Annotated in this window: 11 protein-coding genes and 6 tRNA genes; 11 read left to right on the top strand and 6 right to left on the bottom strand. The window is 58.1% G+C overall.

The window, feature by feature from the left end; translation table 11 throughout:
• The first annotated feature begins 182 nt into the window (after positions 1 to 182).
• Complete coding sequence (locus tag DU506_RS11765; RefSeq protein WP_114487114.1) at positions 183 to 1,211, top strand: quinone-dependent dihydroorotate dehydrogenase; 1,029 nt, start codon at positions 183 to 185, stop codon at positions 1,209 to 1,211.
• 90 nt (positions 1,212 to 1,301) lie between these two features.
• Here DU506_RS11765 and rmf read toward each other — a convergent pair whose 3' ends face one another.
• Positions 1,302 to 1,508, bottom strand: coding sequence for a ribosome modulation factor (rmf, locus tag DU506_RS11760; protein WP_114487113.1), 207 nt, complete (start codon positions 1,506 to 1,508; stop codon positions 1,302 to 1,304).
• A gap of 340 nt (positions 1,509 to 1,848) precedes the next feature.
• Between rmf and rlmKL the strand changes: the two genes are divergently transcribed.
• The 3 genes from rlmKL to DU506_RS11745 all read left to right on the top strand — a co-directional run bounded on the left by rlmKL (position 1,849) and on the right by DU506_RS11745 (position 5,991).
• Entirely contained in the window at positions 1,849 to 4,182 is a 2,334-nt protein-coding gene (gene rlmKL / locus DU506_RS11755; RefSeq protein ID WP_114487112.1) for a bifunctional 23S rRNA (guanine(2069)-N(7))-methyltransferase RlmK/23S rRNA (guanine(2445)-N(2))-methyltransferase RlmL, read from the top strand.
• Positions 4,179 to 4,514, top strand: coding sequence for a glutaredoxin family protein (locus tag DU506_RS11750; protein WP_114487111.1), 336 nt, complete (start codon positions 4,179 to 4,181; stop codon positions 4,512 to 4,514). Before rlmKL ends, DU506_RS11750 begins: the two co-directional genes overlap by 4 nt.
• Positions 4,515 to 4,644: 130 nt before the next feature.
• Positions 4,645 to 5,991 (top strand): ISNCY family transposase, encoded by a 1,347-nt coding sequence (locus DU506_RS11745; protein ID WP_114487110.1) that lies wholly within the window; start codon positions 4,645 to 4,647, stop codon positions 5,989 to 5,991.
• A gap of 211 nt (positions 5,992 to 6,202) precedes the next feature.
• On the opposite strand, the gene DU506_RS11740 is transcribed toward DU506_RS11745, so the two are convergent.
• Entirely contained in the window at positions 6,203 to 6,484 is a 282-nt protein-coding gene (locus DU506_RS11740) for a hypothetical protein (protein WP_114487109.1), read from the bottom strand.
• A gap of 112 nt (positions 6,485 to 6,596) precedes the next feature.
• Here DU506_RS11740 and pdxB point away from each other — a divergent pair, with 112 nt between their 5' ends.
• Complete coding sequence (gene pdxB, locus DU506_RS11735) at positions 6,597 to 7,742, top strand: 4-phosphoerythronate dehydrogenase PdxB (protein WP_114487108.1); 1,146 nt, start codon at positions 6,597 to 6,599, stop codon at positions 7,740 to 7,742.
• A gap of 61 nt (positions 7,743 to 7,803) precedes the next feature.
• Here the strand turns inward: pdxB and htpX are convergent, their stop codons facing one another.
• The 4 genes from htpX to msrB form a co-directional block, all read right to left on the bottom strand.
• Positions 7,804 to 8,706: a protease HtpX gene (htpX, locus tag DU506_RS11730; RefSeq protein WP_114487107.1), complete on the bottom strand. Its 903-nt coding sequence runs from the start codon at positions 8,704 to 8,706 to the stop codon at positions 7,804 to 7,806.
• A 149-nt stretch (positions 8,707 to 8,855) separates the two neighbouring features.
• Positions 8,856 to 10,103: a pyridoxal phosphate-dependent aminotransferase gene (locus tag DU506_RS11725; protein WP_114487106.1), complete on the bottom strand. Its 1,248-nt coding sequence runs from the start codon at positions 10,101 to 10,103 to the stop codon at positions 8,856 to 8,858.
• 66 nt (positions 10,104 to 10,169) lie between these two features.
• The gene (gene ylqF, locus DU506_RS11720) at positions 10,170 to 11,123 is read right to left on the bottom strand and encodes a ribosome biogenesis GTPase YlqF (RefSeq protein WP_114487105.1); all 954 of its coding nucleotides are present in this window, start codon (positions 11,121 to 11,123) and stop codon (positions 10,170 to 10,172) included.
• A 78-nt stretch (positions 11,124 to 11,201) separates the two neighbouring features.
• A complete protein-coding gene (gene msrB, locus DU506_RS11715; protein ID WP_114487104.1) occupies positions 11,202 to 11,600 on the bottom strand; it encodes a peptide-methionine (R)-S-oxide reductase MsrB in 399 nt (132 codons plus the stop codon).
• Positions 11,601 to 11,758: 158 nt separating this feature from the next.
• On the opposite strand from msrB, the gene DU506_RS11710 reads away from it, so the two are divergent.
• The 6 genes from DU506_RS11710 (at position 11,759) to DU506_RS11685 (ending at position 12,410) form a co-directional block, all read left to right on the top strand.
• A tRNA-Glu gene (locus DU506_RS11710) sits at positions 11,759 to 11,834 on the top strand.
• Between the two features lie 25 nt (positions 11,835 to 11,859).
• Positions 11,860 to 11,934, top strand: a tRNA-Gly gene (locus tag DU506_RS11705).
• 4 nt (positions 11,935 to 11,938) lie between these two features.
• Positions 11,939 to 12,052, top strand: a tRNA-OTHER gene (locus tag DU506_RS11700).
• A gap of 39 nt (positions 12,053 to 12,091) precedes the next feature.
• Positions 12,092 to 12,166 (top strand) — tRNA-Gly (locus DU506_RS11695).
• A 16-nt stretch (positions 12,167 to 12,182) separates the two neighbouring features.
• Positions 12,183 to 12,258 (top strand) — tRNA-Glu (locus tag DU506_RS11690).
• Positions 12,259 to 12,335: 77 nt separating this feature from the next.
• A tRNA-Gly gene (locus DU506_RS11685) sits at positions 12,336 to 12,410 on the top strand.
• The last annotated feature ends 45 nt before the right edge of the window (positions 12,411 to 12,455 follow it).

The raw sequence follows: 12,455 nt of genomic DNA, 5'->3' as shown, positions 1-12,455 counted from the left end.
GCTTTCGTGGTGTAAGTTTCTATATGAAACGGTTTGCTAACACTTGACCAACCGCCTTGGTACGGGACCCGTATGCCAGGTGGTGTGGGCGGACGGGGACTAGCTCCCCTCCGACCCGATAGCGGCTTTACGCTATACTCGCCGCGCATCGTTATTTGTCGCCCGCCTGCTTTGGAGCATTTATGTACGCATTGGCCCGTTCGCTGTTGTTTCGCCTGGATCCGGAAACCGCTCATGACAGAACCCTGAGTGCCTTGGATCGGCTGCATCAGCTGCGTTTGGTGCAGCGTCTGGCAGGCAAGGCAATCACAGACCCGGTCACCTTGATGGGGCTTACTTTTCCCAACCGGGTAGGTCTGGCGGCGGGGCTCGACAAGAATGCCGACCATCTGGATGCACTCGGAGCCCTGGGGTTCGGTTTCGTCGAAGTAGGCACCGTGACCCCCAAGGCGCAGGCAGGCAATCCCAAGCCGCGCATGTTTCGACTGCCCGAGCAGGGCGCCATCATCAACCGGATGGGCTTCAATAACGCCGGCGTGGCGCATCTGGTCGCCCAGGTGACAAAGCACCGCTATACCGGGGTGGTGGGTATCAATATCGGCAAGAACCTGGCCACGCCGGTGGAAAGCGCTCTGGATGATTACCTGACGTGCTTGAATCAGGTGCATGATGTGGCGGATTATATCACCGTGAACATTTCATCCCCCAATACCCCTGGGTTGCGCACCCTGCAGTTTGGTGAGCAACTCAATGCGCTGTTGGGGCCGCTGCGTGAACAAGCCACCCGGCTGGATCAGCAAAGCGCGCGGCGTGTGCCTCTGGTTATCAAGATCGCTCCGGACATGACGCCGGAAGAAGTCGAGTTGGTCTCGGAAAGTATTCGTGATAATGCCCTGGACGGCGTGATTGCCACCAATACCACTGTGTCACGCGAGGCGGTGCTCGGCCTGGAGCATGCGCAAGAGCAGGGCGGGTTATCCGGGCGGCCGGTGTTCGAGGCATCCAATACGGTCATTCGTGAACTGAGGCGCCACTTGCCGACACTTCCGATCATCGGCGTGGGTGGGATCGATAGCGAAGAAGCGGCGATAGCCAAGCGGGATGCCGGTGCGGATCTAGTACAACTGTATTCCGGCTTGATTTATCGTGGCCCCAAACTTGTTCAGGAGTGCGCCAAGGCATTGGCTGAAAGAGGCGGTCAGGGGAGCTGATGCCATCAAAAAGCCCGCGGAAAACGCGGGCTAGGTGCACAGCTCAACCAGTCATGGAACCAATGAAAATGTGAAAGGTGGCTGAATCGGTTACATGACCATGGGATTTTTATGAATACCGGAAACGCCGGTCATTCCATCCCACTGATCTCCCCGACCTTCACGCCAGCCGCTCATCCAGTATTCGCGAAGATTGACCTCTTGACTGGGGCAGTCATCACGGGAGCGACCGGTAAGCCCTGCCTTGTAACCATGAACATAAGCACGCTGAAAGCGATCACGTTTTTGTCGTTTCATTGGCTAACCTCTTATCATGAAAGCCGTTTTTTAAAAAAATAAAAGCCTGTTTCGACGTGCTGTGGTTTTTGAAGCACTGTCTCTGCTACTGCTTTTATTTCAACATCAAGAGCTATCTTTCAAGAGAAGGTACCTGTACTAGCGGAGATGACCGGCTATGAAGTACCTGTTTTGGCCAGCGGTAACTATGCCGTCACCGTGACAAGGAACGCATGCGTTTTGTGTAGCTACCCTGTTATTGTTAGCTCATTATGGTCCCCTTTGTCGACCCCCAAATTGTCATAAGACGTAAACTTAATCGTTATAAATAGGAATAGGGCGCCGAGCCGCCGCACATACCATGACCGAGCCGACCCACGAAGCCCCCCTGAACCTGCTGGCGAGCTGCCCCAAAGGCATCGAACTTCTGCTGGCCGATGAACTCACCGACCTGGGCGCCACGCCTGGAAAAACCACCGTAGCCGGCGTTTATTTTACCGCTAGCCTGGAAACGGCATACCGCGTCTGCCTGTGGTCCCGGTTAGCCAACCGCATCATCCTGTGTCTGGTGCGAGAATCGATGGTGGAGTCCCCGGAACAGCTACGCATGGCAACCGCGACCTTGAACTGGGCGCAACATGTATTGCCGGGCCGCACCCTTGCAGTGGACTTTCACGGGCGCAGCGACCAGATTCGCCATACCCGTTTCGGCGCTCAGACCGTCAAGGACGGCGTGGTGGATGCCCTGCAACTGGCCGGCCAACCGCGCCCCGATATCGACCTGAAAATGCCGGACCTGCGCCTTTACGCCAACCTGCACCGGGCCAACCTGACCCTGGGGATAGATCTTTCCGGCGAAAGCCTGCACCGGCGTGGCTATCGCCGTGAAGTGGGTCATGCGCCGCTGAAGGAGAACCTTGCCGCCGCCTTGTTGGTAAGAGCTGGCTGGCCCAAGCGGGCCGAGGCGGGGGAAGCCATGCTCGACCCACTATGTGGTGCCGGCACCTTGGCGATCGAAGCGGCAATGATGGCGGCGGATGTCGCCCCTAACCTGGCTCGCCAGCGTTTTGGTTTTCATGGTTGGGCCGGGCATCAGGAACCTGTCTGGCTAGACGTCAAGAAACAGGCCGAAGAGCGCGCCAGCCTGGGGCGCAAGCGCTGCAAGTCCCGGTTATTCGGGTTCGATCAGAGCCCGACGGCACTTTCAGCCGCCAATGCTAACGCCATGCGCGCAGGCATACCTGCCTTGATCCATTTTGAAGGGGCAAGCCTGACGCAGCTTCAGCGTCCCGCTTCCCTGGAAGATACTGACCGCGGACTGGTGATTACCAACCCGCCCTATGGTGAACGCTTGGGTGAATTGCCCGAGCTGGTCACGCTTTATGCAAAACTGGGTGAGCGCGTCAAGGCAGAATTTCCCGGCTGGACCCTTGCGCTATTCACCGGTAACCCTGACCTGGGGCATCGCCTCGGCTTGCGTGCCCACAAACAGTACGCCCTAAAGAACGGGCCTTTGGATGCCAAGCTGTTGCTCATGAATATCCCCGACACCGCTGAGCAGGCCGCGCAAACCTCGTCAAAAAGCACACCGCAAGGTGTGAATGAAAACCTGAATGAGGGAATGAAAGAAGCTTCTCAAAAAACAGCGGAAGAAACTCAAGGCGAGGTAGGGGAGAATGCTAAACAGGTCGGAGAAAGCGCTACAGAAGAAAACGCTACAGAGATAGATGCAAGCGCTGCAGAGCCAGGCGAAGGCGCCCAGATGTTTGCCAACCGCTTGCGCAAGAATCAGAAACGGCTGAAGAAATGGCTCAAGCAAAGCGGTGAGACTTGCTACCGCCTGTATGACGCCGACATGCCTGAATACGCTTTGGCGATTGACTGCTATCTCGACCGTGTCCATGTGCAGGAATACGCACCGCCACGCTCGGTCAATCCCGCTCAAGCGCAAAAGCGCCTCTACGACGCCCTGGAAGTGTTGCCTGAAGCCTTGGGGGTGGATGCCGGCAGGATTTACGTCAAACAGCGTGAGCGCCAGACAGGCAAGGCTCAGTATCAAAAGCGCGGCGCCAGTGGCGAGCGTTTCGAAGTGCGTGAGGGGGATGCCCTGCTGTGGGTGAACTTGCGCGATTATCTGGATACCGGCCTGTTTCTCGATCACCGCCCGGTGCGTCGCATGCTGCAAGAAATGGCCAGCGGCAAGCGGTTTCTCAACCTTTTCTGCTACACCGCCACCGCCACGGTGCAGGCTGCGCTGGGGGGTGCCAGCGATAGCGTCAGTGTGGACATGTCCAATACTTATCTGGACTGGGCGCGGGACAACTTCGTTCTGAATGATCTGGACCCTGCCCAGCACCGCCTGGTGCGGGAGGACTGTTTTCACTGGCTGGAAACCGCCTCTACCCAATTCGACCTGATCTTTCTGGACCCGCCGACGTTTTCCAATTCCAAGAAGATGCAGGAAACCTTGGATATCCAGCGCGATCATCCGCGCTTGCTGGACTTGGCCATGGCCCGTTTGGCCCCCGGCGGTACCTTGGTGTTTTCCAACAACCAGCGCCGTTTCAAGCTAGATGGCGCGGTGGCTGAGCGTTACCAGGTGGAGGATATTTCGGCGAAAAGTTTCGATCCCGACTTCCAGCGCCGCACCAACTTGCACCATGTATTCCTGCTGCGCCATCGGGAGGCTGCGTGATCCAACTTCGCCTTTACACCACCCTGGGCTGCCATCTGTGCGAACAGTTGGAAGCCTTGATTCATACCCTGGCCAACGACGAGGTCGTGCTGTCGCACATCGAAATCAGCGACGACGCGGCCTTGATGGAACGCTACGGCGTGCGTATTCCAGTGGTGATCGACGAGGCGGGAAAAGAGCTGGATCGGGGATTCGAGCTGGAACGCCTGAGCGAATGGTTGAAGGTACGTGGCTGGCTGGATGAAGTGGCGCTGGCAACGCTTACCGGCCCGGTGCCGGCACCTTCGCCCAAAGCCGCGTATCAGCGCAATGGGCGGCGGTTTCTGGGCTAGCTAGTGCCCATCCAGAAACTAACAACTACATGATTTTCTGGTAAAAATTCTGAGAAGAGATAAAAACCCTCTTGGCTCTGGTATGTTTAAAGTGCGAACCAAAAACAGCCAACAACCAAGAGGATCCCGCATGCGAGAGACTCGCCATGCTCAGGCCAGTATATTCGAACATTACTCGAATCACGAGTACGGCATAAAGCTCCAGAAGCTGTCGGAAGTCCTGGATAGGCAGCCCGAGATTCTGAATCTGGTGGCCGCCGATTTAATCGATGCGTCCGTATCAGCCGTGGGGCGAACCGGTCTCAGCGCAGAGAGTGTCCTGCGTTGCCTGGTGTTAAGGCAGCAACTGGGATGCAGCTATGAACAACTGGCGTTTCATCTGTCGGATTCGGTGACCTACCGAACCTTCACCCGATTGCCGGCTCAGTTGTCGCCCAGCCGGTCTTGCCTGCAGTCCACGATCCGCCGCATCACGCCGGAAACGCTGGAGCAGGCGCACCAGGACCAGGCATTGACCCGAAACCTGATGCGCGAGGGTGTCCTTTCCATGGATAAACTGCGTATCGACAGTACCGTGGTGGCCAGCCACATCGCCCCACCCAGTGACAGCCAGTTGCTGAATGACGGCGTTCGTGTGATCAGTCGTCTGCTGGCAAAAAGCAACGCCGACACCGGCCTGAAAATCCGCTTTACGGACAAGCGTAAGGCGTCAAAATCATTGGCGTTTCGGATATTCAATGCGAAAAAGGCGGCCAAGGATGAGCTCTATCCCGACCTGCTGAAGATCGCACGGCTAGTATTGAAACAGGCGGATCGCGGGCAACGGCAGGTGCTCGAAGGCGGGGATGGCTCAGCGGCTCAACAGAAATGGCTGGACGCGTTGGCGCATTACAGGGAGCTGATGTCGCGCGTAATCGAGCAGACCGAACGTCGTGTCATCCAGGGCGAACGGGTGCCCTCCTCGGACAAGCTCGTCAGCCTGTTCGAGCCGCATACCGATATCATCGTCAAGGGATTCCGCGACGTGCAGTACGGCCATAAAATCAATCTGAGCAGTGAAGTGAGCGGCTTTATCACCGCGTTGACCATCGAAGAGGGGAATCCGGGCGATAAAACGCTGTTTCTGCCGATACTGGATTTTCATCGATCCGTTCTGGGCAAGCTGCCTTGCGCTGTAGTCGCGGATGGCGGCTACGCCAGCCAGGCAAATGTCGCGGCTGGGCGCGCCATGGGCCTTAAGCACGTTGTATTTCACAAGCCCGTGGGCGTATCGCTCACCGCCATGGGCGTCAAGTCGAAGACCTTTAACGCCTTACGTCATTTTCGAGCCGGCGTCGAAGGCAATATCTCGGAGCTGAAAAGAGCCTTCGGCGCTGCGAAGGCGAAGTGGAAAGGTCATGATGGCTTCAAGGCGTTTGTCTGGGCCTCGGCTCTGAGCTACAACCTGGTAAGGTTGGCGCGACTCGGGCCGGATTAATTCCCAGGTTCGGGCTGAAAACCTATCAAAGGAACGCATGGGGTGGCCATGCAAGATATACCCGTGGCCTGACGTTGGGCTGACTGCTCAAATGACAGCCAGACTGAGCGTTATTCAGCCGTCGTCACGTTATTGACGGCACTCAGCGCCGCTTCCATTTCCAGGGTCGAGCTGAATTGGCTGAAAATGTATGTTTCTGGATGGGCACTAGCTAGAGCATGTCCAGCAACGATAGCTGGCGCATGGCCACGACACCCTCGGGGCTATCGTCATCCACATCCAGCACCTTGCGAAAGCCACGCGAGGCCTGGATGGTGGTTTCGTCTTCCAGCCACATCCTGGCTTGGCCGTGATGCTCGGCCAGTTGATGTTTCAGCCCGCCGTACTGGGTGCCGATCTGGCCCCAAGCGCGGCTGAATATCCAGTCCCCGAACATGTCCTGATGGATATGCACCAGCACATAGTCGTGGTCGGTTTCCCAGCGTACGATCACAAAATGTCTCCGGGCAGGGGTAGGTGAAAAGCGGGCCTATTGTAAAGCCGACCAGCGCCAAAGCCTATTCACAACCGTCAATTTACGGCTAAGAAACTACAAGGAATCGTCCGTGAAAATCGTTGTCGATGCCAATGTGCCGGCGGCTGAACGCTGTTTCGGCTTTTTCGGAGAGATGCGGCGTTTGCCTGGGCGTGAGATAACCCCGGCGGATGTGCGCGATGCGGATGCATTGATCGTGCGCTCGGTCACCCCGGTGAATGCGGATCTGATAGCGAACAGTGCGCTCAGCTTCGTGGGAACCTGCACCATCGGTACCGATCATATCGATCTCGACGCCCTCAAAGCGCGGGATATCGCTTTTGCCAGCGCGCCCGGATGCAATGCCGAGGCGGTGGTGGATTACGTGCTTTCGAGCCTTTTGACCTTGGCCGAGCGGGGAGGCTGGCAGCTGAGAGCGCGCTGTGTCGGCATCGTCGGAGTGGGTAACGTCGGTAGCCGGCTACGTTCGCGCTTGCAAGCCATGGGTGTGGCGACGCTAGCCTGTGACCCGCCCCGGGCGGAGAAAGAAGGTGAAGACGGTTATGACCGCTTGGGTACCTTGCTCGAACAGTGCGATATGATTTGCCTGCATACGCCATTGGTAAAACATGGCCGACATGCTACCCAGCATCTACTGGGTGCCCAGGAGCTCGCCGCGCTGGCGCCGGGAAGCATTGTGCTCAATGCCGGGCGTGGTGATTGTATCGACGGGTTGGCGCTTCGCCAATGCTTGGTAGGTAGAGGCAGTGTCAGTGCGGTACTGGATGTGTGGGAACACGAACCCGGCATCGATGCCGGGCTGCGTGACCTGGCGGCGCTGGCCACACCGCATATCGCCGGTTACAGCCTGGATGGCAAGCTGCGCGGCAGCTGGATGATTCACGCAGCGCTTGCCGCCAAGACAGGCTGCACACCGCTGAGCCTGGACGCTCTGTTACCGCCACCGGCGCTTGCCGAGCTCAGCCTGACGCAGGCATTGGACGCCGAAGACGCGCTCAGACTGTGTGTCCGTGCGGTATATGACGTGCGCAAAGACCATGACCGCCTGTGGCGGCAGATGCATGAGGAAGGGATCACGCTGGGTTTTGATCGCTGCCGGGCGGAATATCCACTACGCCGCGAATTCTCCACCCTGAAAGTGAATCTGAACGGTGATGCCCTGAGTCTGGCGCCACTGCTGCAAGCCGCGGGATTTCAAGTCAACGAACAAAAATAAAGCCCGCATAAGCAGGCTTTATCCTCAGGGAACGGCGGGCAACCAACGTGGCTGATAGTGCTTATTGACGATAGGCGGCTTCTTTCAAGGCACGAATACGATCATCCAGCGGTGGGTGGCTGGCAAAAAGGCGCTCCATGATCTTGCGGGTCTGGCCGGTGGTGATGGCGAAGGCGGTCAGGGTGTCCGGCATCTCGTCGGGCATCTGGGTTTCCGCTTTCAGGCGTGCCAGAGCGTTGACCATGGCGCCGGTGCCCGCCAGACGCGCCCCCGCGGAGTCGGCGCGGTATTCGCGAAAGCGCGAGAACCAGGCGACTATGATCGAGGCGATCAGGCCGAAGACGATTTCCGCCACGATAACCACCGCGAAATAGCCGATAAACCCCAAGCCTCCGCCTTCGCTGCGACTGCGCAGAAAGTTGTCCACCAAATGAGCCACCACACGGGCGAAGAACATCACGAAGGTATTGAGCACGCCCTGAATCAGCGCCAGTGTCACCATGTCGCCGTTGGCCACGTGACCGATTTCGTGGGCCAGCACCGCGCGCACTTCGTCGGGGCGCATGCGGTTGAGCAGGCCCGCGGAGACCGCCACCAGGGCGTCATCCTTGTTCCAGCCGGTAGCGAAGGCATTGGACTGCTGGGCGGGAAATATACCCACTTCCGGGGTCTTGATCCCCGCCTCGCGGGCCAACTCGGCCACGGTGTCCATCAGCCACTTTTCAGTGGAATTGGAAGGCGTCTCGATGACGACCGTGCCGGTGCTGCGTTTGGCCATCCACTTGGAGATGAACAGCGAGATCGTCGAACCCGCCATGCCGAAGATAAAGCAGAAAATCAGCAGGCTGGTAAAGTTGATGCCCTGCCCACGCAGATAGCTCTCCACCCCGAGCAGGCGCAGGGTGATGCTGGCGACGATGATAACCGCCAGGTTGGTTCCCAGAAAAAGCAGGATTCTCATCATGGTGCAAATTCTCCGTGGGACATGTAGGACGCTATATCTAAACGACGTGTCTAGGTCTAAACGACGTATCTGTGACTAAATAACGTATCTAAACGATGGCTTAGATGCGGCCGCTGCGCTCGAGTTTCAAGTTCGAGCATGGCGTTGACTCATTGCCGATAACGCGACAGAAAGTTGGCGAAGCGGTCCAGGGCGTCTCCCAGTTGTTCGGCCCAGGGGAGTGTCACGATGCGCACATGATCCGGCTCCGGCCAGTTGAAGGCGGTGCCCTGTACCAGCAGGATCTTCTCTTGCAACAACAGGTCCAGCACCAGCTGCTGGTCGTCCTGAATGTTGAAAACCTTGGGGTCGAGCCGCGGGAAGGCATATAGCGCTCCCTGAGGCTTGACGCAGGAAACGCCGGGAATTGCATTGAGCTTTTCGAAGGTAATGTCGCGTTGGGCAAGCAAACGCCCACCGGGCAAGATCAAGTCGTTGATCGACTGGTAACCGCCGAGTGCCGTCTGGATGGCATGTTGAGCCGGTACGTTGGCACACAGACGCATCGAGGCCAGCATGGTCAGTCCCTGGATATAATCGGCGGCACGTTGTTTGGCGATATCTCCGGAAATGATCATCCAGCCCGAACGAAATCCGGCGCAGCGATAGCTTTTCGACAAGCCGTTCATGGTGATGACCAGTTGGTCGTCATCGGCCAGGGCACCGGTCGAGGTGTGCTCCACGCCGTCATACAGAATCTTGTCGTAGATCTCGTCGGAAAACACCACCAGGTTGTGCTCGCGGGCGATGTTCAGCAGTTCGCGCACCACGGAGGGGGGGTATACCGCGCCGGTGGGATTGTTGGGGTTGATCAATACAATCGCACGGGTATGGCTGGTGACCTTGGCGCGAATATCGGCCATGTCGGGTGCCCAACCCGCCTGCTCGTCGCAGAGGTAATGCACGGCATGCCCGCCGGAAAGATGCGCCGCAGCGGTCCATAAAGGGTAATCCGGGGCGGGAATCAGCACTTCATCGCCGTCGTTGAGCAGGGCCTGCATGGCCATCACGATCAGCTCGGATACGCCATTGCCGATATAGATATCTTCCACGCCGACGCCGGGGATTTCCTTGCGCTGGCATTCCTGCATGATCGCCTTGCGTGCCGAGTAGAGCCCTTTCGAATCACAGTAACCCTGGGCGGTGGCCAGGTTGCGCATGACATCTTGCAGGATTTCTTCCGGCGCTTCGAAGCCGAACGGTGCGGGGTTGCCGATGTTGAGCTTGAGAATGCGCTGACCTTCCTCTTCCAGGCGCTTGGCATGATCCAGCACCGGGCCACGGATGTCGTAGCAGACATTGGCGAGTTTATCGGACTTACGAAGCTTCTGTGATTCGAGAGGTTGCGGGGTATCCATGTAGCGTATCCAAAGGGGTCCAGGGGCGGCCCGGCAGGGCGGGCCGACACAACGTAGCGCAAGGCATTATGCGATGGGTGGCTCGGCATTGTCTTGTTCGGGAGGCGCAGGCTCCGGAATATCCTGCGGCGTTTCCAGCGTCAAGCGCCCCAGCTTGCCGTCACGCAACTCGTGCAGCAAGACTTCCGCGCCTCGGTGCAAGTCGACTTCACCGCCGGGACGCAGGCCACCGCGCCGAGCGGCAATCTCCTTGAGAATGGCGTGGCCGTCAAAACCTGCCAGCGCCAGGAAGTCCGGCTTCTGCGGGCCGTCTGCGTCCACGTCGTGGGGCTGTTCGATGGGGGCGTAGGGTGCGAGCTCCTTGAGCTTGAAACGGGCCTTGAGCGCTTCCGGATAGCGCTTGGCCAATTCCGCGCTGGTGACGATGGCCACATCGGTGTATTCGATCGCGGTATCGCGGATGGCGCCACTGGCGGCCAGGCGATAGGCACTGGCTTGATCCTCGATTTTCGGCCACAGCACCCCGGGAGTGTCGATCAATGCCACTCGTCCGTCGATACGCACCTTTTGCTGGCGCTTGGTCACCGCGGGCTCGTTGCCGGTCTTGGCGATCTTTCTGCCGGCCAGGCCGTTGATCAAGGTGGATTTACCCACGTTGGGAATACCCATCACCATGACGCGCACGTCGCGGTCGGCGCGAATGTGCCCGGCAAGTTGATGGCAGAGCTTGGGAATCTGCTTGAGTTCGCGCAGGTTGGTGGTGGTGACTGCCAGGGCGCGCGTGGCGTCCTGGGCATCGAAATGATCGACCCATTCCTGGGTGCGTACCGGGTCGGCCAGATCCGCCCGTGACAGTATCTTCAGCACGGGCTTGTGCCGGGTCAACACCGCAAGCATGGGGTTGGCACTGGAGTAGGGCAGGCGAGCATCCAGTACTTCAATCACCACGTCGATTTCCGGCAGCGCCTCCTTTATCTGGCGGCGGGCCTTGTTCATATGTCCCGGGAACCAACCGAGCATGGCATTCTCCTGCAAGCACAAAAAAGCGGGCTGCCATTCTAGCAGATGGCGCCCGCGATGCTTGCGGGATTTGCCTGGTCATTCTCCGGGGTGAAATTCAAGCGCCACATCATTGATGCAATAGCGCAGGCCGGTGGTTTCCGGCGGCCCATCGGGGAAAACATGTCCCAGGTGGGCGTCACAATGCGAACAGAGCACTTCGGTGCGCTGCATGCCATGGCTGGTGTCGGTGTGTTCTTCCACGCTGCGACTGCCCAAAGGACGGTCGAAACTGGGCCAGCCGCAACCGGCATCGAACTTGTGTTCGTTTTCGAACAGCGGTGCATGACAGCATACGCAGTGGTAGATGCCGATTTCGTCGCTGACGCGATGATTGCCACTGAAGGGCGGTTCGGTGCCTTTTTCACGGGTGACGCGATACGCCTCCGGCGTTAGTTGCTCACGCCACTGTTCAGGGGTTTTCTTGATCTTGGCCATGTGTTTCTCCTTCGTGCATTAAGGCGCATGACAGCGGGGCGGTGTAAGCCTGAGGGTTAGCATGCGTGATCCTGGATCGCTTCGCCAGTGTGGCGTAATGCTTGACAGTCAATCAAGCGCTGAGTACTATACGCGCCACCTCGACGAGGCAAGCAAGTGTCCCATTCGTCTAGTGGTCCAGGACACCGCCCTTTCACGGCGGTAACAGGGGTTCGAACCCCCTATGGGACGCCACTTGCATCGCCAAGGTAACCGGAATGCGGGAATAGCTCAGTGGTAGAGCATCGCCTTGCCAAGGCGAGGGTCGGGAGTTCGAATCTCCTTTCCCGCTCCAATGTGTCCCATTCGTCTAGTGGTCCAGGACACCGCCCTTTCACGGCGGTAACAGGGGTTCGAACCCCCTATGGGNTTTCACGGCGGTAACAGGGGTTCGAACCCCCTATGGGACGCCACACCGGCTACGAAAAACTGCAATACCCAGTAGAAACGAAGCGGGAATAGCTCAGTGGTAGAGCATCGCCTTGCCAAGGCGAGGGTCGGGAGTTCGAATCTCCTTTCCCGCTCCAGTTTTTTCTCGATTATGTCCCATTCGTCTAGTGGCCTAGGACACCGCCCTTTCACGGCGGTAACAGGGGTTCGAACCCCCTATGGGACGCCATCTCGTTGTTGAAAGCACTTCTTATCTTATAAGTACCTCTTGATAAGTACGCTTTGAAAGAACGGTCAGTTTGCGTTGCGGGAATAGCTCAGTGGTAGAGCATCGCCTTGCCAAGGCGAGGGTCGGGAGTTCGAATCTCCTTTCCCGCTCCAGGCGCCATACCTGACGTTAGGCCTCCTGTATTATCCAATCATTCT

It is taken from the genome of Vreelandella rituensis, from assembly GCF_003336665.1.
GTDB lineage: Bacteria > Pseudomonadota > Gammaproteobacteria > Pseudomonadales > Halomonadaceae > Vreelandella > Vreelandella rituensis.
Note: the sequence above shows the minus strand (reverse complement) of the source record. Positions and strands in the feature narration are given on the sequence as shown.